Raw genomic sequence first — 25,809 nt, forward strand, 5'->3', positions numbered from 1 at the left:
GGCCTGTGCATTTGGGCGGGTGGGCCGTCCGGCCCGGACGCGGCCGGCGAGCGGTCAGCAGGACGGGCCGGACTGAACCCGGATCCACCGGCTGATGCCTGTGGATAGTTCTTCCGGATACGAAGAAGTGCCTTGCGACCTGCGATGATGGGGTTTCTCTAGGACCACATCAGGCACGATCAGCAAGGCACTTCCGAGATGCAATCTTCCCATGCCGCGGCGGCGGTCTCATCCGCGTTTGATGATCCGAACCTGATCGCGTACGGCGGGCTGGAGCCGGTGGTGCGGCTGGCCGAGCGGTGCGGTCTGCCGGCTCTGGCCGGGGAGCACATCCGTCTGCCGGCCTCGAAGGACGGCACCGGTGCCTTCCCCGCGGCGAAGCTGATGTCGCTGGTGGGCGGCATGGTCGCGGGCGCCGACAGCGTCGAGGACATGGACCGGCTGCGGCACGGCGCGATGGGCCGCCTGTTCTGCGGAGTGCGGGCCCCCTCCACGCTGGGGTCGTTCCTGCGCTCCTTCACGCACGGGCATGTGAAGCAACTGCACGCCGTGGCCCGCCGGTTCCTGCCCGAACTGGCCCGTCACACCCCACTGCTGCCCGGCGCGGACCAGGCCGCCTACGTGGACATCGACGACACCATCCGCCGCACCTACGGCTACGCCAAACAAGGCACCGGGTACGGATACAGCAAGGTCAAGGGCCTGAACGCACTGCTCGGTATCGTCTCCACACCCCTGTCCGCCCCCGTGATCGCCGCCACCAGGCTGCGCAAAGGGCCCTCGAACTCCGCACGCGGGGCGGCGGCGTTCGTGGCCGAGACCATCCGCACCGCCCGTGCCTGCGGCGCCAGTGGCCTGCTGGTGATGCGCGCGGACTCCGCGTTCTACGGCGCCGACGTCATCAATGCCTGCCGGACGCTGGGCGCCCGTTTCTCGGTCACGGTGCGGATGAACGCTTCCGTCAAGGCCGCCATCGCCCGCATCGACGAGGACGCCTGGACGCCGATTAATGGTGGAGTCGGGTATTGGAACCGTCCGAATACCCTCCCGGCGGGGAGGCGGGAACGGATCACAGCGGCGCCAGGATCATGAGGATCTCGTCGCGGTCGTCATCTGGAGCGAGCCGAAGGGCGCCAGGCCATCGTCCGATCTCCTTCCAGCCGAGACGGCCGTAGAAGTCTTCGAGCCCGACCCCGCCCCGTGCAGCGAGGTGCAGCTGCTTGAGGTTCATCTCGTCGCGGGCGATCTCACGGGCCCGGTTCATCAGCGCAGTGCCGATAGAGCGACCGCGGAAACTGGTGTGGCTCTGGAGGTGGTTGATGGTGCCCCAGTGCGCGACGACCGGGCTTATGTCGCGGCGGATGTTCAGCCAGCCAGCGAGGCTGCCGTCGATGACGGCGAGGAGGAGTCGGCTGCTATCGGGATCGAGGTCGGCGATGAGCCGGTCGGCGACGGGAGTGACGTGGTCTGTGTCGACGGGCGGGAAGGGGAACCCGGCGGCCCCGCCGGCGTTGGTGACCGTGATCCAGCAGTCGATCAGTTCGCGTTTCAGTTCTGCTGTGATCTCGTGCGGGCGGACGATCTGGTGAAAGACAGGGGTGTTCGTACTGGTCATAACGGGAAGTCTCGCTTTCGGGTCGGTCAAGGTTGGGCTTTCGAGTTGTGCTGGTCACGGTTCCGCTGGGCGACGTCTGAGGCGTAGGCGGCCCAGTCCCCGGCTGATGCTTGCTGCCATTGGACGGCGACTTTGATGTGGACTCCGAGCATCCGGGCGAGGATCGCGGCGGGGACTTCGGTGGCGAGAGTGAACAGCGCGGTGGAACGGTCCTGTTTGGGCCGGATCCCAATTCGGTGAAGGCGTTTGCCGATCTGGCTGTCGGTGAGGGGGAGCCCTGGATGGCCGCCCGGGAACAGCCAGGGAACGTCGTCCGGGGTGCCGATCTTGGCCTTGCCGCGGCGGGTCGTGACGAGCTCGCGGACCAGGCTGGCCAGTGGTGTGGGGAGGACGACTGGCGAGGTGCCGAAGGTGATGGAGACGGTGTCCCCGTCGATGTGGACGTCGTCGACGGTGAGTTGGCTGATGGTGGCGATCTTCTGTGCGTAGAGGATCAGCAGCAGTCCGGCGACGCGGTCTGGGGTCGGCAGTGTGTCGTCGTTGAGGAGGCGCCGGGCGTCGGCCCAGCGTTTCTCGCTGTCGATGACGCCCTGTGGGCCTGTCCAGCGGAGGGTGCCGTAGGTGAGTCCGCGGGCATGCCGGTGCTGTACCGACCAGCGCACGAAGTGGCCGGTCTCGTCGCGGTAGCTGACCGTGGCATCGGCCATCCAACGTTCCAGGTCCGGCTGGGTGCAGGTCCCCAGCGTGAGCCCTTCGCTGTTGAGCCAGGTGAGGAAGCTGTCGGCTGCGGTGACGTGGCAGCGAACGTTCAGATCCTGGAGTCGAGTCGCGTGGCCTTCGCCGAGGCGTCGTCGGAGCCGACGCATGTGGTGCCAGACCGCGTAGCCGTGCAGGATCCGGCGCTCGGCGAGATCGGTGCGGGCCTGGACTGTCTCGGCGATCCATTTCTCGAGGGCGATAAGCCGTTCGTCACGAGGCGGGAGGGTGCCGGTCGCGACCAGGACACTGCGCAGGTGGGCCAGCACTTTGCCTGGGGGGAGTTCGTCGAGGACCTCGTGGGTGACGGGCCTTTCGTCGCGTCCTATGCGCTCGAGGAGGTCGCGGGCCTTCGAGCGGGAGACCCAGGCGATGGCGACGTCCGGGCGCTCGGCACTCGTCAATGCCTCGCGAAACGGGGCGAGTTCGGGACGGAGGGCTCCGGTGGCGTTGCCGAGGAGGTCGCGTACTTGCTGGTCGAGGACGCATCGCTGACAGGGGCGGGGACTGAGCTGCCAGGTGGTGGTGCAGACCGGGCAGCGGCCCCAGAAGTCGGGGTCGGGGTTGGTGCACTTCGCGCACAACGGCGCCTCCCAGGTGCCGCCGCGGGCCTGGGCGACGGTGCCGCAGCCTCTGCAGGCCACCCATCGGTGCTGGCAGCGTTCGCACCACGGCTGGCCGGTGGCCCGGGACATCTCGCAGGGCACCGTCCGTCCACAGATGCCGCACTCAGCGGTGATCCTCGGTCGGCAGTTGTTGCAGCGTGGGCCGTCGGGCAGCCGGTTCGCGACCGGCATGCGTCGGCGGCAGCCGACGCACTCCTCCAGGTTGTCGGGCTGTCTGATCATGCAGTTCGGACACAGCGGCCGGCCCTCGGAGTCGCGGGTGGCGGGCTCACGCACGGCGCCGCAGCCGGAACACGGGACGGCCGCGTGGCGGGCGAAGCAGGCCCGGCAGATCCTCTTGCCCTCCAGCAGTTTGGACAGTGCCTTCACCCCGTAACAGCGCGGGCAGGCCGGCCGGACGACCTTGGTCGCCCCGGCCGCGACGAGCTCATCGATGAACCGCAGGGCAGCAGGAGTAGGGGCTTCGTAACCGGCCCCGGTCAGCAGCTCGGGGCGGGCGACGACGGCCCAGGCCAGGCGGCGCTGCCCGGCGGGCCGGACGGTGGCGCATCCGAGCGCGGTCAGGATCGCGTCGGCATCGAGTGCGGGATCGAGGTTCGTTATGAGTTCGGTGAGTTCCCGAATCGGATCGCCGTCGGTGTCGGGGCAGTTCTGGCAACGGGGCTCGCCGTTGCGGTCCCGGCTGACGACGCGTCGTTCTTCGTGGCAGCCCGCGCAGATGGCTGGCTTGTCGAAGCAGGGTGAGCAGCCCCATCGTCCTCCGGTGCTGCTGCCGACGTAGCGGCATGCGCGGCCGCACTCGCCGCAGCGGGGCAGTGCGACGTCCTGGGCGCCGGCGTCGTGCAGGGACATCAGTAGTTTTGCGACGCAGTAGGGCGCCGGTGGCTGGCCGGTCCGCAGCAGCGACGGGTCGTCGTGCAGGGCCTGGGCGAGGCTGCGGCGGCCCGCTCGTGCGCGTACGACTGTGAGGACGATGTCGCGGACACGCTCGGCGGGCAGGTGCTTTTCGACGTTCCCGACCAGCCGCACGACCAGGCCGACCGGATCCGCGACGACCTCCTCGGCAAGACCGGTCACCGGTCGACTCCGCTGATCCGGGCCCGCCGGGGCCGCAGATCGCCTACTCCTTCGGAGACCGACGTCCCGCCTGCGGCAGCCTTCTTCGGCTTCGTCGCGGAGCCGGCAGCGGCGATGGGTTCGATGAGGTCGTCCATGGTGCAGTCGAGGATGTCGAGCAGGGCCATGAGGATCTTCAGGCTGAGGCGTTCGGGCCGCTCGACGACGAGCCGGTAGACCTGGCTCGACGACAGCGTGATGCCGCGTTCCTTCAGCGGCGGGATGAGGTCGGTGGTGGAGAACATCCCGCGGTCCGCCATGACCTTGCGCAGGTGCCAGTGATAGTCGAGCTTGGCGGCCATCATCAGGTCCTTCCTCGTCAGACGCCGGCGAACGCCGGGGCCAGGGCCTTGCTCAGGGCAGTGTTCATGAAGTCGTCGCTGACGTGCGTGTAGATGGCCGTGGAGCTGTCGCACTCGTGACCGACTTGCTGCTGGATGAAGCGTCGGTCCACCCCGTCCTCGGTCAGATGCGTGACGTAAGAATGACGAATTGAGTGCGGAACTAGATCTTTTGGGAGCTTTAGGGCGTCCCGGTATGCCTCGAACCGGTCGTTGATGGAACTGGGCTGTAGGCGTCCCCCGCGTTCGGTGATCCACAGTGCTGGGTGATCGGGGAAACCGAAGCGCGGCCGGACGTTCTCGACGTAGTCCTCGACCGCCTCGACGGCCCAGTCCATCACCGACAGCACGTTCCGCCGACGTGGCGGCTGACCCTTCTTTGCCTTGCCGTAGCGGACGTTGAGCGTGCCGTACCGGCCGAACTGGCGAGCCTTCGGGTTCCGTCCGAAGTCGACCACGTCCAGCTTCGATGTCTCGGTCCGGCGGAGGCCCCAGCCGTAGATGACCTTGAAGAGGGTGGCGTCGCGGTAGGCGGCGAGGGCGCCCTTGCGCTTGGACTTCACGGCGCGTGCGACCTGGTCGTCGGCGTAGTCGAGGAACCGCTGCAGCTCTTCGCGGCTGAACGGCCGTGCTTCTGGGTCGCCTTCGTAGTCCTGCAGGTGGGGCAGGGTGTTCCACTCGTGTGCGACCGCCACAGGGTGGGCGCCGAAGGCTTCCTCGCAGGCGGGGCCCCAGCCGTAGCGGCCATCGATGAGGAACTCGGTGAACAGCCGAATGTCGCCCTGGTAGCTGCGGAGCGTGGACGGCGCCAAATGCTTCTCGCTCGTCAACGAGGCAGACCACTCGTCCATGTGGGCCGGCGTCCACTGCCACGGGTAGTCGTTCGCGAACTCGAGGAACCGGCGGACGAGCCGTTCCCTGGGGTCGATCGTCTCGTCCTTCAGCCCTCGCGACTTCTGCTGAGCCCGCCAGCCCCGCAGCATCGCGTCGAACATCGCGTCCTCCGGACGCAGCTGAACCACCCCGGACACGAGCTCCATGCGAGCCGACCCGGCCAGGACCACCTTCTGCTGATGCACCACTCCAGACCATCCCTTCTGGAGGGCAGATCATGCATCAAACGGGATGGCCTCGGCAACATGCCTGCTCAGACCGCTAGTTCGTAGTAACGTCGGAGACCGCGAAGCCGTCGCTGTGAGCTGGCGACCTGCGACTTCTCGCCCGTCTGATGCAATTCCCGAGGGTCCAAATACCCCAAGGCGGTCTGGGACGAGGAGGGCCAGTGCTGGATCTCCGACGCCGAGATAGCCGAGGTCCCCTACACCGCCTTCACTTCCAAACCGAAGAAGCAGCAGGTCACCGCCCGTCTGATCGTACGCCGCGTCAAACGCCTGAACGCCGGTGGCGTCCCCGCCGGGCAGGGCACGCTCTTCGATACCTGGCGCTACCACGCCGCGTTCACCGACTCCCCACTCTCCTTGGCCGATGCCGAGCGCGATCACCGACGGCACGCTGTCGTCGAGCAGGTGATCGCCGATGTCAAGAACAGCGCCTTCGCCCACGCGCCGTCCGGTCATTTCCAGGCCAATGCCGCCTGGCTCGCCCTGGCAGCCCTGGCACACAACCTCACCCGCGCCGCCGGCGCCCTGGCCTCCACGTTCCACGCCAAAGCGACCACCGCCACCATCCGTGACCACCTGATCAACGTGCCCGCCCGCCTGGCCCGCTCCGCCCGCCGCCTCACCCTGCACCTGCCCGAACGCTGGCCCTGGAGGGAGGACTTCGCCCAGCTCTTCAGCATCGTGCACGCACCACCAGTCCTCTGACGCTCCCTGACCGACCTGCCCGAATGGGCCCGAGACCCGTGGACAAAGTGGAAGAGCTGGGCAGACCAGCGGCCGCCCCATGCCCGAATCCGCAACTCAGCCCCGACACAGCCTGCACGACCCCGAAACGATCAACCCGGAATCAAGCCGGTGGATCCGGGCTCAACCACCCGAGCGACCCTGCGAAAAGGGACACAACTCGAATGTGCTGACAGTCGCGTAATGATCGGTGGTTCTCGGTCTCTCTCCTGGTATGAGCAACTCATAGGGTGTGCCTCGTCGTTCGGCTTTGCGTCCGCGGACCGAGGTGGCGGTGTCGCGTGTGGTGGAGAAGCGTCTAGTAGGGCTTCGTTAGGTACCCCAACTGCCGCCTGTTGGGTAGCGTGTGATCTTGTATCGGGTGTGACACCTGAGGAGATGGACGAGGTCCGTCCGCGCTTGGAGGCGTTCGCGGCCGAGATGCTCGGCTCGCTCGCGCGGCGGGACCAGCGGGCCAAGGGCGAGCTGTATGTGCGCGGGCTGATGCTGGATGGCAAACGGAAGTCGATGCAGCCGATGGCTGAGCGCCTGCGTGTGGACCACCAGCAGTTGCAGCAGTTCGTCTCCTCCTCCACCTGGGACTACGTCGAGGTGCGACGGCGGGTGGCCCGGTGGGCGGCGGCGCACATCGCCCCGGAGGCGTACGCGATCGACGACACCGGTTTCCCCAAGGACGGCTACGACTCCCCAGGGGTGGCCCGGATGTATTGCGGCGCCTTGGGCAAGCGCGGCAACTGCCAGATAGGGGTGAGCGTCAACCTGGTGTCCGACCGCGCCTCGGCGGCGGTGGACTGGCGGTTGTTCATCCCTGAGAGCTGGGACGATGCCGAAAACAGCGGCGATACGCTGCTGGCGGAGGCGATCCGGCGTCGGCGGGCGAGGGCGGGCATCCCTGACCGGGTCCGACACCGCGAGAAGTGGCGCCAGGCGCTGGAGATGCTCGACGAAGTTCGCAATCAGTGGGAACTGCCGGATCTGCCGGTGGTCGCCGATGCCGGTTACGGCGATACCACCGGCTTCCGCCTGGGCCTGACCGAGCGTGGCCTGGCCTACGCGGTCGCCGTCAAGGGCACCACGAGCGCCTACCCGGGTGACGTGCGGCCCGAGCGCCCGCCCTACAGCGGCCGGGGCCGCCCGCCCCGGCCCGCCTACCCGATGCCGCACAGCAGCCTGCGCGATCTCGTCCTGGCCGCGGGACGAAGAGCCGCTCGCACCGTCACCTGGCGTCAGGGCAGCAAGATGGGCCCGCGCAACCCGCGCGCCGAGATGCGCTCGCGCTTCGTGGCCCTGCGCGTGCGCCCGGCCAACCGCGACATCCCCCGTGATGTCGACGGCAGTCTGCCCGAGTGCTGGCTGCTGGCCGAATGGCCACCCGGCGCCGCCGAGCCGACCGACTACTGGCTCTCCACCCTGCCCGCCGACACCCCGCTACGCGAACTGGTCCGTATCGCCAAGATCAGATGGCGCATCGAGCACGACTACCGGGAATTGAAAGACGGCCTGGGCCTGGACCACTTCGAAGGCCGCACCTACCTCGGCTGGCACCGCCACGTCACCCTCACAGCCCTCGCCCAGGCCTTCTGCACCATGCTCCGCCTCGACCCAAAAGTCCCTGCGCCGGCCTGACCCTCTACGCGGTCCTCCGCGAGTTACAGAAGATCCTGGCCACCTGGACCGGCGCCTGCTCGATATGCGGCCAACCCACACCCACACCCCACCACAGGACCTAACGAAGCCCTACTAGTGTGATGCGCCAGAAAAGCCGGTCTTAAGTCTGTAGGCTGTTTTTATGTCGCATCGAGGCCCCCTCGACTTTCGACGTTTTCGCGGGTCGCTCTGGCGAGTGTGGCTGTTGGCGTTTGGGTCCTGCGGTCTTGGCGGCGGTCGTAGGGTGAGGCTGTGGATGAGCGGCTTGTAGAGCAGGTACGGCAACTGGACCAGCAGGGTCGGTCGGTGAAGGCGATTGCCAGGACGTTGGGGGTGGGCGTCAGGGATGTTGGCGGGGTGCTCAACGGTGCCGTGCAGGTCTCGGCGTCGGTGCGTGACGAGCCGCGTTGCTGGGTGAACGCCGGCTGGAGCCGCAGCGTGGATCTTGAGGGCGCGCCGCAGTGGGCGGCCTTGGACCCTGGGGCTTCTGACGCCGAGGAGGTGCGTGGCCTTGTCGCCGTGCTCGTCGCCGCGGACAGTACGCGCTCCGCGAAGGCGCAGGTCGCCGGGTTCCTGCTGGATGTGTGGTGTCTGGGGGTGAAGAACGCGCTTGCCCCGGAGCCGATGGGCGAGAGGCAACTGAGCGGGCACCGGGCGGTTTACTTCGGCGCCTTCGAGGGGCATGTGCCGGTTCCTGCCGAGCTTGCCCGCGCCCTGGTGTTCGGTGCCGCCGCCTACGCTCGCGGCCTCGGGTTCGATCCCGAGGCGGACTTCGAGGCCGCCGCCGCTGTCCTCGGTGAGCCCGCCGGTCCCTGCCCGATCCGCTTCGGCCGCGATGGCAAGCCCTTCTACGTCAACGGCCCCTATGACGATCCCGAGGCGGTGGCGCGGACGTTGCGGCGCGCCGTAGGTGACGACGGCTTCCACTGTGCCATTGCCTTCCCCGAGCAGCCGCGGCGTCGGTTGTCCTGGTCGCGCCGGTAGGCCGGACCCCGGGGCGGGGGAGCCCGGTGGCTATCACCTTGACGGGTGAGGCACCGGGTGTCCGGGCCCGTGGTGGGCGGGGCCGCGGCAGCATCGGTGGTGTGGCGACCGCGCCCGGGGAGGGATACCTGCGATGCCGACTGTGCCCGCTTCGCTGTTCGCCGTACTGGAGTTGGTACGGGGCAACTTCACCGCGCCGACGTTTCGAACCTTCACGGCGCTGGTCACGGGTCTGATCGCGCAGACCGGGCGGTGCACGGTGACCGGGATGCTCACCGGTGTCGGGTTGACGCGCGCATGGTCCCACGACCGCGCCCACACCTTCTTCTCCCGCGCCCCGTGGAACCCGGACATCCTGGGCATCTCCCTGTCCCACCTGGTCGTGCGCCAACTCCTGCCCGCAGGTGCGGTGTTGACGGTGGCGGTGGACGACACGCTGTTCAAGCGGCGCGGGAAGAAGGTCTTCGGTGCGGCCTGGCAGCACGACGGCGCGGCCACCGGACCCCGGGGTGTCGGGCGCGGGACCTGCTTCGTCGTCATCGGCCTGGTCGTCGACCTGCCCTTCCTGGCCCGGCCGGTGTGCCTTCCTGTCATGGCCCGGCTGTGGCGACCCGGGCAGGAAGGCAGCAAAGTCGACATCGCCGCGTCCATGATCCGCCTGCTGGCCGCCTGCCACCACGGCCGGCGCGTTCATGTCGTCGCGGACGCCGCCTACCACGGCAAAGCCTTACGCGATCTGCCCGCGACCTGCACCTTCACCACCCGACTGCCCGCACCCTCGGTCCTGTTCGCCCAGGCCCCGCCCAGGACCGGCAAACGCGGGCGCCCCGCGCTCAAGGGCGCGCGACTGGGCACGCCCGCCCAGCTCGCGGCCACCGCCGACTTCGCTCCCGTACAGGTCACGCGCTACCAACGTACCGAGCAGGTGCATCTGGCCGAGGTCACCTGCCTGTGGTACGGCTCCTTCCACACCCGCACCGTGCGCGTGATCCTGCTCCGCGACGACACCACCGACACCGGCTACGACCTGGCCCTGGTCACCACCGACCTGACCAGCAGCCCGGCCGAGCTGATCACCCGTTACGCGCGGCGCTGGTCGATCGAGGTCACCTTCGCCGAGGCCCGCGGCCTGCTCGGAGCCGGCCAGGCCCACAACCGCACCCGGGCCGCGGTGGAACGCACCGTGCCCTTCGCCCTGTACTGCTACACGATCACGGTCGTCTGGTACGCACTGCACGGCCACCAGCCCGGCGACGTGGCCGAGCACCGCGAGCGCGCCCCCTGGTACACCACCAAGACCGACCCGTCACTGTCCGACATGGTCGCCAAGCTCCGACGGGTGATCATCGCCGCCCGATTTATGCCCACCCGCCCAGGTCAGCCCACCGAGCAGGAAATCCGCACCGTCCAGCAGGCATGGGCCGCGGCCAGCACCGACGCCGCCGCGTGACTCCCCGAGCCTGTCAGAACGTCGAAAGTCGAGTGACATGCTCGGGGTCAATCGACTCGGGTGCACGTAAAAGGGGCACCTCATGGCACGCAGCACCACGCGGCCCATCGTCAAGCTGAGGTCGACAGGCTCGCCGTGATGTCGGCCTCCGGCGCTGTGGCCGCGGGTGCCGAAGCACTGCAGCAGTCACCGGTGCGTGCAGCTCAGGCCGCCGCCGGCTCGTCCGGGACGCTCTGGGCCACGCAGCTGTTCTGGGACGACAACGGCACGCCGTGGTCCCAGGCGGACTTCGCAGAGCTTCGGGACAAGGGCTCCGACACCGCCGAGATCAACCTGCCGTGGGACGTCATCGAGCCGGCCCGGGGCACCTTCGACTTCTCGGAGCTGGACCAGGAGCTGGCCAACGCCGCCGCGGCGGGCCTCCGCCTGGTGCCGATCTTCTCGTACTCAGGCTGGGGCGGCAGCCTCGCGTCCTGGGTGACCGGTCACGAGATGAGCCCGGCCGGGGAACAGAGCCCCACGCCGGCCTGGTGGGCCCCGAACGCGCGGCTGGCCTACCTGGACTACGTGACCACCACCGACAAGCACATGCTAGGCAGGACCGGTTACGGCGGCAGCATCCTGAACTACGGCACGCTCGATGCCCAGTTCGCCTACTCGGTCGGTCCCCACCAGTCGTGTTGCATCGGCTGGCCACCGGAGGCGCGTCCCAGACCAGCAGCACCCGCTCCCCGCGCCCGCCCGCACCGGCCCGGACGGTTCTTCTTCGGGCTCACGCGGCCACGGGGACACGGCCCGCCGGAGGACGGGCGGCGCCGGGCCGTGAGCCGTTCCCCGGCGGAGATCCACTCATCGGCTGTCCTGCGGCCCCTGCAGGAGGCGAGCGGTCTTCCGGACCTTCTCGGACCACGGTGTGGGCGACAGCGTGGTGGGGTCGAGACGGACGGCGGTACGGCTGCCGTACGCGTAGGTCGTCTCGCCGTCCGCGGAGCACACTCGGTAGCCCGCGGTCGCCGACGTGGCGCCCATGCGTTCGATCCACAGGTGCACGGCGTACTCGCCGAACATCACGATGGGACGGTTGTAGGTGATAGTGAACGCCTTGACGACGTTGAAGCTGTCTCCCTCAGGGCCTTTCTCGCTGATCAAGCCGTGCTTCCGCCAGAAGGCGACCCATGCCCGCTCGACCAGCGCCTGGTAACGGGTGTTGTGCAGCATCCCCATCGGGTCCAGGTCGTCGAAGTGAACGCTCAGCGGTATCAGGACGCCCATGTTGGCGGTCGCCATGCTGACCGCCGGAACAGTCTCCGTCATCACTACCTCCTCGGCTATGTACAGGACATGATCCAGTACTTCAGCGGCCGGGCGTGTCCCGCCGACGGGTTCACACGTGTGATGCGCGACACTGGCAGCAGGTGCGGGTCCGACGGTGCCCGGTCGGGCAGCGACGCCCATCCCTGTGTCCGATAGAGCCGGGCAGCGCCCAAGGTGAGGCGACCCCGGTGGTGTGGAGACTCTGACAATGGATCTTGCAGATCCGAGGAAGGGTGTTCTGGTGGGACGGAAGTCTCCGTATCCGGCGGGGTTCAGGAACGATGCCGTCGCGCTGTACCGTGCGGCGGGTGGGAAGCGCACGTATGCGGCGGTGGCGGCGGATGTTGGGGTGACCGGCGAGACGCTGCGCAGTTGGGTGCGCCAGGCCGATGAGCAGGCGGGCCGCGGCAACCGCGACGAGCTGGTCGCCGAGGGCAGGGATGAGGAACTGGCCCGGCTACGGGCGGAGAACGGCCGGCTACGCAGGGCGGAGAAGGAGTGGGAACTCGAGCGGGAGATCCTGCGCCGGGCGGCCCAGTATTGCGCGAAGGAGATGAGGGCATGACCCTCCGCTGGGGCTTCATCTCCGACAACCGGGCCGACTTCGGCGTGCAGCGGATATGCCGGGTGCTTCAGGTCTCGCACTCGGGCTTCTACCGGTGGATCGCCGGCGCGAAGGCCCGCGAGGTGCGGCAGGCTGCCGACGATGCCCTGGCCGCGGAAATCCGCGAGATCCACACCGGCCACAAGGGAACGTACGGAGTGCGGCGTGTCCATGCTGAGCTGCGGGGCTTCGGACACACGGTGAACCGCAAGCGCGTCGAGCGGCTCATGCGCAAGCACGCCCTGGAGGACCTCCATCTGCGGCGCCGTAAACGCACCACGGTCCCGGACCGCCTCGCACCGCCTGCCCCGGACCTCGTCCAACGTGACTTCTCCGCCAGGCAGCTGGACGAAGAAGTGGTGCGGTGACATCACGTATGTGCAGGTCGGCGGGTCGTGGCTGTATCTCGCCTGCGTCCTGGACATCTACTCACGCCGGGTGCTCGGCTACTCGATGGCCACCCATATGCGGGCCGAGCTGGTCATCGACGCCCTCAAGATGGCGGTGGCGGTCCGCGGCGGCCACGTGGACGGCGTGATCTTTCATGCGGACAGAGGCTCGCAGGGTGGATTCAACCGGTCGTCGCAACACCCTGATCTCGGAGGTGTGCGGCGTGGCCACGGCGGACTGGAGTTTGAAGACCAGCGATGTTCCGGAGGGGCGGCGTCGGCAGTGGCGCGCTGACCGTGCGTTGCGGCCGGCGATGCGTTCGCCCGGACGGCCTGATCCGTCTCGGGTCGTGCAGCGCCAGTTCTGGCGACTTATCGCCACGGGGGTCACGACGGTGGAGGCGTCGCTGGCGGTCGGCGTGTCGTGGCCGGTGGGTGCGAGGTGGTTTCGTCACGCTGGCGGCATGCCGCCGATCTCGTTGGCCGAGCCCTCGGGCCGGTACCTCACGTTCGAGGAGCGCGAGGAGATTGCGATCCTCAGGGCGACGAGCAAGGGCGTGCGCGAGATCGCCCGCGCCCTGGGGCGTGACCCCGGGACAATCTCTCGCGAACTGCGCCGCAACGCCGCCACGCGCGGCGGCAAGCAGGAGTACCGCGCGACGGTCGCCCAGTGGAAGGCTCAGCAGGCGGCCAAGCGCACGAAGAGCGCGAAGCTCCTGGGCAACGACCGGTTGCGTGAGTACGTGCAGGAGAGGCTTTCGGGGAACGTTCACCGGCCTGACGGGACGGTCGTCGCGGGACCGCAGACGCCTCCGTGGAAGGGGCTGAACAAGCCGCACCGGCAAGACAGGCGGTGGGCGACAGCATGGAGCCCGGAACAGATCTCGCACCGGTTGAAGGCCGACTTCCCCGAGGATGAGTCCATGCGCATCAGCCACGAGGCGATCTACCAGTCGCTGTTCATTGAGGGCCGTGGTGCGCTCAAGCGGGAGCTGGTCGCCTGCCTGCGCACCGGGCGGGCACTTCGGGAGCCTCGGTCGAGGTCACGGAACAAGCCGCAAGGGCATGTCACCGCGGATGTCGTCCTCAGTGAACGTCCTGCAGAGGCCGCGGACCGCGCGGTCCCGGGGCATTGGGAAGGCGATCTGATCATTGGGACGGGCCGGTCCGCGATCGGCACGCTCGTCGAGCGCAGCAGCCGATCTACACTCCTGGTGCATCTGCCGAGGATGGAGGGCTGGGGCGAGGTGCCGCCGGTGAAGAACGGCCCGCCGTTGGGCGGTTACGGCGCCGTCGCGATGAACACTGCCCTGACTGAGTCGATGACGAAGCTACCCGAGCAGCTCCGCAAGACCCTGACCTGGGACCGCGGGAAGGAACTCTCCGGGCATGCCCAGTTCGCGCTCGAGACCGGGACGAAGGTGTTTTTCGCCGATCCGCACTCGCCCTGGCAGCGACCCACAAACGAGAACACGAACGGGCTGCTGCGTCAGTACTTCCCGAAGGGCACCGACCTGTCCCGGTGGTCCGCCGAGGACCTCGCAGCCGTCGCCCTGGCTATCAATAACCGACCCCGCAAGATCCTCGGCTGGAAGACCCCGGCCGAGGTCTTCGAGGAACAGCTACGCTCACTACAACAACCCGGTGTTGCAACGACCGGTTGAACTCGCCCAGTACACCGCTGCCACGTTCGCACAGGTCTGCGACGGTTTCGGGATCCGCAGGAGCATGGGCCGGGTCGGCTAGGAGCGTGTCTCAGTAACCGGCAACCCGCCTGCGGTTCGTGATTATTCATACGGGATGATCACGGTATGCGTGGTGGCGAGGGGCTGTTCGAGGTCGAGCCGGTCGGGAAGAAGCGGCCGCAGGGTCAGCTGGCGGCGGTGGACAAGACGTTTCGGCCCTTCGATCCGCATCAGGTCCTGCTGCTGCCGCCGTCGCTGGACGACTGGCTGCCCGAGGGCCACCTGGCCCGGTTCGTCGCCGACCTGGTCGATGAGGTGCTCGACCTCGGACCGGTCCTGGCGGACTACACCGAAAAGCGCGGCTACCCGCCCTACGATCCGCGGCTGATGGTACGACTGCTGATCTACGGCTACACCACCGGCGTCCGCTCCTCCCGGGCGATCGAGCGCCGCCTGGCCGACGATGTCGCGTTCCGGTTCCTGGCCGCCGGCCAGGAACCGGACTTCCGCTCGATCGCCCGCTTCCGCCGCCGCCACCTCGACGCGCTGGCCGGTCTGTTCACCCAGTCCCTGCACCTCGCACAGACACTCGGCATGGTCAAGATGGGACGCGTCGCGCTGGACGGCACGAAACTGGAGGCCAGCGCCTCCAAACACAAGGCGATGAGCTACGGCCGCCTGGTCGACAAGGAAGAGCGGATAGAGGCCGAGATCGCCGCTCTGGAAGCGAAGGCCCACGCCCTGCTGACCGACGCCGAGGCCGCCGACGAAGCCGAGGACGACACCTTCGGCGTGGACGGCAAGGAGGCGGACCTGCCCGCCGAGCTGGACCGGCGTGAGAAACGCCTGGCGAAGCTGCAGGCCGCCCGCGCGCAGATCGAGGCCGAGGCCGCCGCCAAGGCCCGCGCCCACGCCGAGGACAAGGAACGCCGCCGTCAGGAACGTGCCGCCAGCAGCGACGAGCAGGCCGTCACCGACGCCGGGGAAGCGGCCGCCGCCAAGGCCCGTCCCAAGCCCAAAGCCCAGGCCAACTTCACCGACCCCGACTCGCGGATCATGAAGAACAGCGACGGCGCCTACATCCAGGCCTACAACGCCCAGGCCGTCGTCGACGAAGAACACCAGGTCATCACCGCCGCCGACGTGACGACCAACCCCTCCGACGCACTGAACTACACCACGATGCTCGACCAGTCCGCCCACAACACCGGCATCCACCCCAAGCAGGCCCTGGTCGACGCCGGGTACTGCTCCGAGACCAACCTCGAAGCCGCGAACGAGCGCCAACTGGCCTGCGGCACCGACACCTTCATGGCCACCGGCCGACTCGCCCACGACGAGCAGGTCCCGCCCGCTCCACGCGGACGCATCCCCAAGGACGCCACGCTGAAGGAGCGCATGGCCCGCAAACTGCGGACCAAACCCGGCCGGAAGGCATACAGCCGCCGCAAAGCCATCGTCGAACCTGTCTTCGGACAGGTCATGACCTGCCAGAACGGCCGCCAGCTCCTCCTGCGTGGCGAGGACGGCGCCCGCGGTGAGTGGCGACTGCTCGCCGCCTGCCACAACCTCCGCAAGATCTTCCGACACTCCGGGCTCGCCGCCCAGGCCGGCTGACCAGCCAGGCCCCCGGCCCACGCCACAGGCCCTACCAGCCGAACAACAGCCGGGAAGGACCCAACCACGGCCTCACAGGTGCACACGAAACGGCCGCGACCGATCCCATCGATCACGGCCAGCGAGCCCCTTGCTCGTTACCGAGACACGCTCCTAGCCGCCTAGTCGACTAGTGGAATAGTCGGTGGGACGGGTGTCCGCGAACGAGCTGAGCGTTCGCGGACACCCTGCGAGATGTACGCCGCGTCAGAAGCCGCGGGCGCTGAGCCATTCGTCCAGGGCGACCGAGACGATGTCACCGATGGGCAGGTGGTCGAGTTCGTTGTCCAGCGCGAAGCGCTTGAGCCGCTTCTTCAGCTTCAGCGCCGCGGGGACCGACGAGTCGAGACTCTCACGCGCGATGATGCGCTGGTTGAGGACGACGGCAGCCTCGGGGATGTCCTTGGGCCGGCCAGGACCGTGGGCATAGGGCGTTCCCTGGCTGGGCGCTTCATGCGCTCGCGCGGCCTGTTCCTGATGGGGCCCCGGGCTGTCAGTCCTCACCGGGAATGCTGTACCGCCTGCTATCGGAGGCACGGCAGGGCGCACGGCAACCTCGGCGGACGGGCCCGTAGAAGAAGGCGCGGTCGTGACGTGGGACGAGGCGGACTCCAGAGGCTGGGCCTGCTGGGCGGGCTGAACCGCAGGTGCTGCGGGCTCGGTAGCCGGAGCCGCAGGCGGCACCTGTTGCTCCACCGGCTCACCTGCGGATTCCGTCCCTGCCTCGGGGGCAACGACTACGTGGGCTGGCCGACTGGGAGCAGGTTCCTGCCCAGAGTCGCTTGGCGCTGTAGCGGCGGCCACCGCGGGAGTGTCCTGCGCCACCTCGGGCACCGTCTCGGTCCCGTCCTGTGCCGACGTCTCGACGGGAGCGCTGGACGGAGCAGACGGAGTCTGGGGCGTGCTGGTCGGGGGCTGGCCCTCGGTCTGGGCGGCGGCTTCCTCAGCAGCGAACTGCTCGTGGGTGAGCTCGGCGGCCGGAGGAGGGGGCGGAGGGGTCGTCTTCCTTGCTCCGCCCAAGGCACGACCGCCCGTGCGTCGGGCCGGAGGCCTGATCCTTTCGTTCTTCTCGCTCACGCTGCGGTCAGCTCCTTCATCAGCTCGGCGTACTCGCTCAGCTCGGTCGGGATCTCGCCGAAGGCCTCCATGTAGTGCACCCAGGAGTGGATGGTGGTCTCGGCGAGCGGGAACGCCTCGTCGCGGTCCGGGCCGATGCCCTCGCCCTCGGCGGGGTCGAGCAGTTGGTCCTTTGCCCGGCCGGGCAGGCTGGTGCGGTCGTCGGCCTTGACCATGACGACGTGGGCGGTGACGCCGTGTTCGTTGCGGGCGGCGGCGCGCTCGGCCTCGTCGAAGGTGGCCACGAGCTTTCGGCGCTCGATCTTGGTGGGGGCGACCGGGACGAGCAGCAGGTTCGCCTCGGTAACAGCCTCGTGGAAGATGCGGGCGCTGCCGCCGCCGGCGTCGACCACGATCGCGCCGAACTCGGCGCGCTTGGCACGGATGTACTCGGCGATGTCGTCGAACGGGTAGCGCTCGACAACCAGGTTCTCGGGAACCTCGAAGCCGGCGGCCTGGGCGACCTTGAACCAGTCGTAGGCGGACTGGCTGGTCGCGTCGGCGTCCAGCAGCAACGTGGGCAGGCCGAGGACGACGGCGTAGTAGAGGGCGATGAACCAGGCCGAGGTGGTCTTTCCGGTGCCGCCCTTGAGCATGCCGACGACGATGACGAAGGCGTCCCAGGCGCTTTCAGTGGCCGCGGCCAGGGTCTTGTGACGGGTGTTCTCGTTCACGTGTGCTTGATCTCCTGAAACTGGAAGGGTGCGTTGACTTGGCGCGAGTCCTCGACGGCAGCGACTCGAACTCGGAGTTGGCGCAGCGAGGCAAGGGGGTGCCCTCGACGCGCACCTGTACCTGGAATGGCGGATGGGCGAGGTCTTGAGCCGAGCGATGCTGCGGGCGACATCAGGCAGGGCCAGCGAGTTCATGGCCGTTTCCTCATCTGATCCGCGGGACCGTGACGGTGCTGGGGGCGCATGGGCGTGTTGGCCTGATGCAGGAGCCGGTAGACCGTGGCAGTGGAGAAGTTGCACTCCTCGGCAAGCTCAGGGACCGTGGCCCCGCCCTCGTACCGCGCTCGGAGAGACAGCGCGAGTTTCTGCCGCTCAGCCGCTCGCGCGGCGGAGCGCAGCTGTACCGTCTGCCGCGTGGTGCGCACGGTGCCGCCAGCCTCGATCAGCAAGCGTCGGGCAACGGCCCTCGTTTCTCCCGCCGCTGCAGCGAGTTCGGTGAGGGTCGCGCCGTGCTTCTCGTAGAGAGCGCGCAGATGGGTCGCGAGCCGCCGGCGCGCTTTAGGGTCTTCGCGCATACGTCGGGTCTGCCACGAGGTGCGCATAACGGTCCCGGCATCGTGCAGCCGGTTGAGGACCGTGCCATACGACAGCCCGCTATCGGCTACGAGTTCGTCAACCGTGGCACCGGACTCGTATCGCGCGCGCAAGGCCTGCGGGCTTGGCGGTTCGCTCTCGGGAGGCGTGTTCTGGGCGTGTGAGGTCATGCTGCGGACTCCCATTCGCTAAGGGCTTCGGCATGGGCGGCTGTCAGCTCGTCGTAACTGCGCTGGTCAGCCGGGGTGATGAGGATCAGGCGGCCGTCGGTAGCAATCCGCCAGTCGGGCGCGGCACGGCCGGTGACCGGATCGAGGACGCATCCGCCCGGGGCCTGCCACGTGGAGAGGACCTCATCGGGGCGCGGTGCCGGAATGAGGACCTGGCGGCCGTCGCGGACGATCACATGAGCCGTGCTGCGGTGCTCTGCAAGCCTGCCGAGCACTGCCCGATACATTGCCCGCTCGGCTGCGTGGAACGTCCTTCGGCTTGAAGAGAGGCCTGCGGTTCCGTGGTGGGAGGCGATCTCGTCCCAACCACGTGAGGGAACGACTTCTGCTTCGGTAACAGCCCCCAGAAGCCTGTTACCGAAGCCTTCCAAGGCACGGGGGGCCAGGATCCAGATCTCGCCGACGTGGTGCACGAGACCGTGACTTCCGAGGCGGTGGAGAGTCCGGTAGACGGTCGCGCGAGAGACAGACGAGGTGATGACGAGTTCGCCGACAGTCTGAGCTGGGCGTGAGTGCAGGGCCCCAATGATCAACAGTGCGGAGCTCCCCAGCGCGCGGTGAGCGAAGGCATCGTGGGCCATCAAGCGACTGATGACGGTGGAGTCGATATCGGCCGAAAGGGCTGTCTCGGGAGTGGACCACTCGTCAAGTGCCGGGTCGGGGGGGAACTGAGTGGTCTGTGAGTGAGAAAGCCGATCCCCCGCTACGCGCCCAGGACCGTTGCCGAGGTACCAGGCGGAACCCTCTTTGCCGCGTCCGACCCTCAGCCGGCGGAGCCACCCACCGGGCTTCAATACGGTGTCGTACGCGTTGCGCACGGCCTGCCGAGAGATCCCGGCTTCCTCTGCGGCCTGGCGCTCGCTTGCAGCGTGCAGACGGCCGCCGGCGGCCTCAGCGAAGTTGAGGTGCGCGCGCAACACCCGCAAGGCGGTGCGTCCTCGTTCGCTACGCCACGGAGTGACCTCAATGCGGTCGCGAAGGGCCGCGAGGTCTTCGTGGGCATCCTGGCGAGACACGACCTGCGCTGTGTTGCTGACTGTTGCGCTGGCGCTCTCCCAAACGCGCTCGATGTACGCGAGGGCGCGGGCTTGTCCAGAGCGCAGGGCGATGTTTTGCGCGTGCCTGCCGCCCTCGTGATCCGGGTGCATGAGCAGGTCCGTCAGCTGGTTGACGGTGCCGCCGACCCGGGCCACGTGACAGGCGATAGCCGCTGTGATGCGGTGACCGTGCTCGGCAATCCCCGTCCGAGCGTCGCGCTGAACGACTTGCCCTTGACGATCGAGCTTGCTGTAGCTGCCCGCTGAATAACGGCCGGTGAGGTCTCCAAGAAGGACCAGATCAGCCGCGGCTCGCGGGAGCTGGGCGAGCCCCTGCCGCTGGCTTTGGGTGCCTGTGACTGCCTCTGGTTGGGATGAGGGCTGCTGCGTGTAGTGCGGAGTAGGTACGTCGTATGGCATTCTGGGGGTCGTCTCGCAAAGACATGGACGCCACCGAGGCCCGCTAAAACCACGGGTGGTGTCCGGAACCGACCTCCAATCGGTGCCAGCGAAGCCTCCAGGATTGCCGTCCTGGGGGCTTTCGTGCTTCTGGCGTAGATTGGCGGCAGGCGTCCCCATCGCAGTCGACCGGAGGCGAATCAGAGCCGTGACTGAGGCATCATCTTTGATCCACTCTGGCCAACTCGGGTCACTCAGAGGGAAGTTCGGAGGCCCGTTGCCTCTGACTGCCTCTGAGCGACCCGGGTCGAACCGGGGTCGAATCAGAGTGATTTCCTCTGACTGCCTCCGCTCGCCTCTGCAACCCGTCCTAGCAGGTCACAGCCTCATCGCCTCGCATAAGCGCAGGTCAGAAAGGTTCGCTAGCTGTACCACTGGTTTCCAGCAAAAGCGGTGATGTGCGGCATGGCAGTTCCCGTCTCTGTCGGCGGGGTTCCGTCACCCCGCGTGCCGTGGTTGGAAACAGGGTCGTGAGGCCTGCAACGGCTCGGCAAGACGGCTTCTGTCAAGCGGAAGGGCTTCTGTAAAGAGGCTGGTCAGAGCCCTATTCTATCAGCCCTTAGTCGCCAGAGCGGAGCGCCGGGTGATGCTGCTGTTCGGTTCGAGCTCGGGGGGAGCCAGAGGCGGCGCATGCGGGTGCGACTACTCACTACGTAGCGCTAATCGCCCGAAATATCCACTTAGTTTCAATTGCGAGACTCCTCTGTCGATGGATGCTCGGTACAGCGGCGAGAATCAGCATCACTGCAGGTCAACTACTGTTCGTTTTGGAGTTTGGGGCCCTCGGGGCGAATCCGGGTCGAATCCGCACCCTTTTAGGTTCTCGAGCGTATGGCCGCTGGTCAGGGTGGCGTGAGGCCGCGTGCTGATTCGCCTTGCGGATGGGGGCGGCGTGGCGAGTAGTCGGGCCACTGAGCCGCTGACGGGACACTGAATGGCGGTGGTCGGCTGCCAGGGGCGGGGGGCTGTCCAGCGGATTCTTCGCTGTTGGTGGCGGTCGCCTTTCGTGATCACGGCCTGCGGAAATGTCTTGAGGCGGGACGGCTGATGCGCGACGGCCCGGGATTGATGGTTCCTGGCCGAGACCGACCTGCCGAGCGTTTCAGGGGCCGTCCAGGAGCCGCGCGGTGGTCGTGCCATGTGGCAGAGGCCCCGCAGCCCCGGGCGGCAGTCGGCGCTCTCGCAACATCCGGTATCCCCCGAAACTGCCATTCCTTGGCGCCGATATCAGCACAGCCGCGGTCGGCTCGCCGTCACCAACGCTGAACTGGACCTCTTGGTACCTCGGAGAGTTCCCCGGGAACGAGGGCTGCCCGCGGCGCTAGGGTTTCCTGGACAGGCCTTACGGCACGCTGCACCTCTGGGGACGCAACAGTATGGGACACGGAGCGCGGAGGCAGCTGGCGGAGCTGCTCGGTGACGCACAGCGGCGCGGGGATTTCAGCACCTGCATCGAGATGTCGGCCCGAGCGTTGCGCATCGAGGTCGAGGGGGTGGGGGAACTGCCGCTGCCGCTGCGTGCTCCGGTCACCAGGAAACTGATCGCGCAGGCCCGTCAGGCATCCTTCGGCCGGGGCGAGCAGACCCTGTCCGACACCAGCGTCCGCGACACTTGGGAGATCACCCCGGACCGCATCACGCTCGGTGGGACTGACTGGGACCGCACCCTGGACGGCGTTCTCGACGGTGTCCGCACCGCGCTCGGTCTGCCGCCCACTACCGTCCTACGTGCCGAGCCGCACGCACTGCTCGTCTACGGCAAGGGCCAGTTCTTCCTGCCGCACCAGGACTCCGAGAAGGACGACTCCATGGTGGGCACCCTGGTCGTCTCGCTGCCCTCGCACCACACCGGCGGCGAACTCGTCGTCTCGCACGCCGGCCGCAGCGTCGTCCACCAGGCGTCCCGGGAGAAGCTGACCTTCGCCGCCTTCTACGCGGACTGCCTGCACGAGGTGAAGCCCGTCAAGTCCGGTTACCGCGTCACCCTCACCATGAACCTCCTCGCTGAACGCGTCCGCCCTGCCGGCGAGGACGACGGGGACTCGGTCGCCGACCTGGCCCACTGCCTGACCGAACACTTCACCGAGCCGGCCGAAGAGCGCTACGCCTACGGCCGCCAGAAGGCCGCGCCTCCGAACCGCCTCGTGTACCTCCTCGACCACGAGTACACCCAGCGCGGCCTGGACTGGGACCGCCTCAAGGGAGCCGACGCCACCCGCACCACCCTGCTCCGCCACGCCGCCGCACAGACGGACTGCGAAGCGGTCCTCGCGTTGGCCGAGGTGAAGGAGACCTGGGACGCGCACGCGCCGTACGACCGCCACGACTACTACGGCGAGGTCGAGCACTACGACGACTGCGACGACGAGGAGTGCGAGGGTGAATGCCTCCTGGACCCCGACGGGGAACCCGGCGCCGAGCGCAGCCGCAGCGGCGACTTCTCCAACTACGAACTCAACGAACTGATCGACGACGAGATCACACTGAGCTGGTGGACCCGCCCGCACGGCACCGGCGGCGAGCAGATCAACCTGCCCGTCGCGTACGCCGAAGTGTGCGCCACCACCGAGAACAAAGACCTGACGCCCTACCAGTCCGAGTACGAGGGCTACATGGGCAACTACGGCAACACCCTCGACCGCTGGTACCGGCGGGCCGCCGTGGTCCTGTGGCCCCGGCAGCGCTCGTTCACGGCCCGCGCCGAGGCCGGCTCCGAGGGCGCACTGCGGGAACTTCAGGGCCACCTGGATGCCGGAGACCTCGACCGGGCGCGCACGCTCGCCCGGTCACTCGCCCCGTTCTGGAAGCACCACGGTTCGGGCGAGGCGGCCGCGGCGCTCTTCGCCGCAGCCCTGCCCGTCGCGGTGGGACTGCGGGAAGCAGACACTGCCGCGATGCTCCTCGCGCCCTTCGGGGTGGAGACCCTGGGCGAGCTGCACGCCCCAGGTCTCGCGGCAGCGGCCGCCCGGTACGGAAGGACGTGGGCCCGCGGGGCCGTCAGCAGCTGGTTCGGCACGGTTGGCGCGTACACCGGGGCCGACCGCGCGGCCTGGCTCGAATCACTGCCCGGCCTGTGCACCGCGCTGCAGGCTGCCGACGGCGATGGGGACGCGATGGCCTCGCCGCTGGCCGAAGGCGCCTGGCAAGCAGTCGAGCAGCAGCTCACCAGCTGGCTCGGCATCGGCCGCGAGACGGAGCGCCGCACAGGAATGGAGCGGCTCGGCGCATCACTGGCCCGCGTCCTGCAGGCGGCAGGACCCGAGACCGCCGACACCATCGCCGCCACGCTGCGCGGCCTGCCGGACACCGCCCTGGAATGCCTGCTCCCCGCCCTGCGCACCGCGGCCCACCACCCGGTGACCATACGTGACGGCGCACCCTCAGCCCGCGCCTTCCAGACCCTCGCCGAGCACTGTGAGGACCGGCTCACCGCGGCCCTCACCCGCCCCGCACGCGCGGCCGACGACTGGTCCCTCACCCCGGCCGGGACATGCCGCACTGGCTGCGGACTCTGCCCCGACTTGGACGCCTTCCTCACCTCCAGCACCCGCCACGTCATGGAATGGCCGCTCGCGAAAGACGGACGCCGCCACCTCCACAGCCGCATCGACCAGGCCGGCCTGCCTGTCTCCCACACCACCCGGCGCCAGGGACGCCCCTACGTCCTGGTCCTGACCAAGACGAAAGCCGTCTTCACCCGCGAACAGGTGGCCCGCACCCGCGCCGAGACCGACCTGGCGTGGCTGCGGGACAAATGACCCCAGCCGCGCGGCTGAGGGCGGCTGTCGATGTCAGGGCGAACCTCTGGGCCGCGACTTCCGCGGCAGCCCCGACAGATCACGTTGGTCGTCAAGGCCATCCTGACCTTGCAGTACCTCATCCGCGATCGGGATGTCGGCTACCTCTCACCAGCCGAGTTCGAACAGCAGCGCCTACGAGCAGATAAACACGCGATTGCAGCATGAGCCCCTGTGCCTACACTCCGGGGACGCCTTAGCAGCACTTCACCCCGTCAGCGTAAACACCCGCTGTCCGACCGCAGGCGGTAACTTCAATGCCGGACTTCTAGACAGCCCTGACTCAGACGTCCGCGTGTTTCATCAGGTCATGGGTGAACTCTTCTGACCTCGGCGCCGTAACTACAAGTGTTGTCCTCCGTAGTACCTGACGAGCGGAGAGCTTATGCCTGGAGTTACGAGGAAGCGCTGTAGGCAGAGCTGTCTACGCCTGGTCAGCACCCTTCGTAGACAGTGCTTCGGGGCTGGTTCTGTTATCGGGCCAGCCCCTCACCGTCGCATCCGGCACGCCGAACGGAGTCAGGACCACACGACTAGCTACATGCATTGGGGAAGGTTCCTTCCCCTTTTTTTGGATACGGAATATATCTCACATGTGAAATCTTTTCTCCGCCCTGATGTCGCTGATGCAGTAAGAAGCGGGGGGGGGGGGGCTTCCCCATCCGGAAAGAGATTGGTTTTTGAAATTTATTTCTGTGAGCATCTTCAGTCTGATACATGAAGCGCTGCGTAGTCGTCGACGTCACTTCTCCGGAAATCCGGTGGATTCCGGAGTGAAGGCTCAGTGGGGAACCTAAAGGCCTACTCCGGACATGTGTGAAGAATGTGGTCAGTGTAGATGAGAAAGGAGAAATAGATCGTAAATCGCTCGGAGTTGTTCCAGGGAATGCACCAGTGGGGATTTCTGTCTCATTCCGTTTATTGTGTCCGATGATTTGGTTCACTTTTTAGTGTGATCGATATCTTTAGGTCAGGATTTTTTGTATGAAAGGTTCTCTTTTCTCCGGTGAACATATGGTTCAACCGGTTATGGAAGCGGGCATGAGTGTCGAGAACGCCAAGTGTATTAAGCATGCGGTGTATGGCGAGATGTTTGCCCGCCAGGGCGCGATGGTCGCTTATCGCGGCAGCCTCAAGTTCGAGCGCAAGGGCCAGGGTGTGGGAGGGATGCTCAAGCGCGCGGTGACGGGTGAGGGGTTGCCACTGATGGTGGTGCGGGGGCAGGGCGAGGCGTGGTTCGCGCACGAGGCGCAGAATTGCTTCATCGTCGAGGTCGAGACTGGTGACGAGTTCACGGTCAACGGTCGTAACGTGCTGTGTTTCGACGCCTCGCTGTCGTACCGGGTTGCGATGGTGAAGGGCGCGGGCATGGCCGGCGGTGGGTTGTTCAACAGTGTTTTCACGGGGCAGGGCAGGCTGGGGCTGATGTGTGAAGGGAACCCCCTCGTCATACCTGTGTCGGCTCAGTACCCGGTGTTCGTCGACACGGACGCGGTGGTCGGTTGGACGGCAGCGTTACGGACCTCGTTGCACCGTTCGCAGTCCATCGGGTCGATGTTGAGGGGCGGTTCCGGCGAGGTCGTGCAGTTGATGTTACAAGGTGAGGGGTGCGTTGTCGTACGGCCGAGCGAGGTGACACCGGAGAAGGAACAGCGGCGTTGAAGTGCCAAAGCCGTTGCTTTGTCTATGTCGTGGTGTCGCGAAGTGTGATGACTGATGCATCGACCCTCGGGGACGAGGGCCGTTTCTGATGCCGGACCGCACCGCGGCGGCCCTCACCACGTGGTTGCACGAGCACCCCAGCGCGGAGATCGTGTGCCGGGACCGCGTGAGCGCGTATACCGAGGCTGTCCG

At 67.6% G+C, this 25,809-nt stretch carries 18 protein-coding genes and 1 pseudogene; 10 read left to right on the top strand and 9 right to left on the bottom strand.

The genetic code is table 11. The annotated features are described in order from the left end of the window. Positions 1 to 198: 198 nt before the first annotated feature. Positions 199 to 1,092 carry an IS1380 family transposase gene (locus tag OHB41_RS38780; protein ID WP_266704098.1) on the top strand — a complete coding sequence of 298 codons (894 nt, stop codon included), beginning with the start codon at positions 199 to 201 and terminating at the stop codon, positions 1,090 to 1,092. Here the strand turns inward: OHB41_RS38780 and OHB41_RS38785 are convergent. The 4 genes from OHB41_RS38785 to OHB41_RS38800 are packed head-to-tail and all read right to left on the bottom strand — an operon-like array spanning position 1,070 to position 5,536. Then, positions 1,070 to 1,615, bottom strand: coding sequence for a GNAT family N-acetyltransferase (locus tag OHB41_RS38785; protein ID WP_266704101.1), 546 nt, complete (start codon positions 1,613 to 1,615; stop codon positions 1,070 to 1,072). The genes OHB41_RS38780 and OHB41_RS38785 overlap by 23 nt on opposite strands. Positions 1,616 to 1,641: 26 nt before the next feature. Next, positions 1,642 to 4,074: a site-specific integrase gene (locus tag OHB41_RS38790; RefSeq protein WP_266697517.1), complete on the bottom strand. Its 2,433-nt coding sequence runs from the start codon at positions 4,072 to 4,074 to the stop codon at positions 1,642 to 1,644. Then, complete coding sequence (locus tag OHB41_RS38795) at positions 4,071 to 4,418, bottom strand: helix-turn-helix domain-containing protein (protein ID WP_526024906.1); 348 nt, start codon at positions 4,416 to 4,418, stop codon at positions 4,071 to 4,073. The genes OHB41_RS38790 and OHB41_RS38795 overlap by 4 nt, the downstream gene beginning before the upstream one ends. Before the next feature lie 14 nt (positions 4,419 to 4,432). Next, positions 4,433 to 5,536, bottom strand: coding sequence for a tyrosine-type recombinase/integrase (locus tag OHB41_RS38800; RefSeq protein ID WP_266697518.1), 1,104 nt, complete (start codon positions 5,534 to 5,536; stop codon positions 4,433 to 4,435). Between the two features lie 309 nt (positions 5,537 to 5,845). Here OHB41_RS38800 and OHB41_RS38805 point away from each other — a divergent pair, with 309 nt between their 5' ends. The 4 genes from OHB41_RS38805 to OHB41_RS38820 all read left to right on the top strand — a co-directional run bounded on the left by OHB41_RS38805 (position 5,846) and on the right by OHB41_RS38820 (position 10,400). Next, complete coding sequence (locus OHB41_RS38805) at positions 5,846 to 6,280, top strand: transposase (RefSeq protein WP_266706462.1); 435 nt, start codon at positions 5,846 to 5,848, stop codon at positions 6,278 to 6,280. A gap of 402 nt (positions 6,281 to 6,682) precedes the next feature. After that, the gene (locus tag OHB41_RS38810; RefSeq protein WP_526024982.1) at positions 6,683 to 7,945 is read left to right on the top strand and encodes an IS701 family transposase; all 1,263 of its coding nucleotides are present in this window, start codon (positions 6,683 to 6,685) and stop codon (positions 7,943 to 7,945) included. A 273-nt stretch (positions 7,946 to 8,218) separates the two neighbouring features. Next, entirely contained in the window at positions 8,219 to 8,950 is a 732-nt protein-coding gene (locus OHB41_RS38815; RefSeq protein ID WP_266697431.1) for a hypothetical protein, read from the top strand. A gap of 133 nt (positions 8,951 to 9,083) precedes the next feature. Further along, positions 9,084 to 10,400, top strand: a complete 1,317-nt coding sequence (locus tag OHB41_RS38820) for an IS701 family transposase (RefSeq protein WP_266697310.1) — start codon at positions 9,084 to 9,086, stop codon at positions 10,398 to 10,400. Between the two features lie 849 nt (positions 10,401 to 11,249). On the opposite strand, the gene OHB41_RS38825 is transcribed toward OHB41_RS38820, so the two are convergent. Then, positions 11,250 to 11,714, bottom strand: a complete 465-nt coding sequence (locus tag OHB41_RS38825; RefSeq protein WP_266704103.1) for an acyl-CoA thioesterase — start codon at positions 11,712 to 11,714, stop codon at positions 11,250 to 11,252. A 241-nt stretch (positions 11,715 to 11,955) separates the two neighbouring features. On the opposite strand from OHB41_RS38825, the pseudogene OHB41_RS38830 reads away from it, so the two are divergent. The 3 genes and pseudogenes from OHB41_RS38830 to OHB41_RS38840 form a co-directional block, all read left to right on the top strand. Then, a pseudogene (locus tag OHB41_RS38830) lies at positions 11,956 to 12,882 on the top strand (IS3 family transposase); the annotation flags it as partial. 70 nt (positions 12,883 to 12,952) lie between these two features. Then, entirely contained in the window at positions 12,953 to 14,371 is a 1,419-nt protein-coding gene (locus tag OHB41_RS38835; protein WP_526025078.1) for an IS30 family transposase, read from the top strand. Positions 14,372 to 14,590: 219 nt separating this feature from the next. Continuing rightward, positions 14,591 to 16,009: an IS1182 family transposase gene (locus OHB41_RS38840; RefSeq protein ID WP_526025027.1), complete on the top strand. Its 1,419-nt coding sequence runs from the start codon at positions 14,591 to 14,593 to the stop codon at positions 16,007 to 16,009. Between the two features lie 246 nt (positions 16,010 to 16,255). Here the strand turns inward: OHB41_RS38840 and OHB41_RS38845 are convergent, their stop codons facing one another. The 4 genes from OHB41_RS38845 to OHB41_RS38860 all read right to left on the bottom strand — a co-directional run bounded on the left by OHB41_RS38845 (position 16,256) and on the right by OHB41_RS38860 (position 20,119). After that, the gene (locus OHB41_RS38845; protein WP_266704105.1) at positions 16,256 to 16,552 is read right to left on the bottom strand and encodes a hypothetical protein; all 297 of its coding nucleotides are present in this window, start codon (positions 16,550 to 16,552) and stop codon (positions 16,256 to 16,258) included. Positions 16,553 to 17,121: 569 nt separating this feature from the next. Further along, entirely contained in the window at positions 17,122 to 17,838 is a 717-nt protein-coding gene (locus tag OHB41_RS38850) for a ParA family protein (RefSeq protein ID WP_266704107.1), read from the bottom strand. 191 nt (positions 17,839 to 18,029) lie between these two features. Continuing rightward, positions 18,030 to 18,602 carry a helix-turn-helix domain-containing protein gene (locus OHB41_RS38855; RefSeq protein ID WP_266704110.1) on the bottom strand — a complete coding sequence of 191 codons (573 nt, stop codon included), beginning with the start codon at positions 18,600 to 18,602 and terminating at the stop codon, positions 18,030 to 18,032. Next, on the bottom strand, positions 18,599 to 20,119 hold the full coding sequence (locus OHB41_RS38860; protein WP_266704112.1) for a transcriptional regulator: 1,521 nt from the start codon (positions 20,117 to 20,119) through the stop codon (positions 18,599 to 18,601). Before OHB41_RS38860 ends, OHB41_RS38855 begins: the two co-directional genes overlap by 4 nt. Before the next feature lie 1,415 nt (positions 20,120 to 21,534). Between OHB41_RS38860 and OHB41_RS38865 the strand changes: the two genes are divergently transcribed. Together OHB41_RS38865 and OHB41_RS38870 are read left to right on the top strand one after the other, a co-directional pair. Then, positions 21,535 to 23,916 carry a 2OG-Fe(II) oxygenase gene (locus OHB41_RS38865; RefSeq protein WP_266704114.1) on the top strand — a complete coding sequence of 794 codons (2,382 nt, stop codon included), beginning with the start codon at positions 21,535 to 21,537 and terminating at the stop codon, positions 23,914 to 23,916. A 1,023-nt stretch (positions 23,917 to 24,939) separates the two neighbouring features. After that, the gene (locus OHB41_RS38870; protein WP_266704116.1) at positions 24,940 to 25,617 is read left to right on the top strand and encodes an AIM24 family protein; all 678 of its coding nucleotides are present in this window, start codon (positions 24,940 to 24,942) and stop codon (positions 25,615 to 25,617) included. Positions 25,618 to 25,809: the final 192 nt, after the last annotated feature.

The organism is Streptomyces sp. NBC_01571 (genome assembly GCF_026339875.1).
GTDB lineage: Bacteria > Actinomycetota > Actinomycetes > Streptomycetales > Streptomycetaceae > Streptomyces.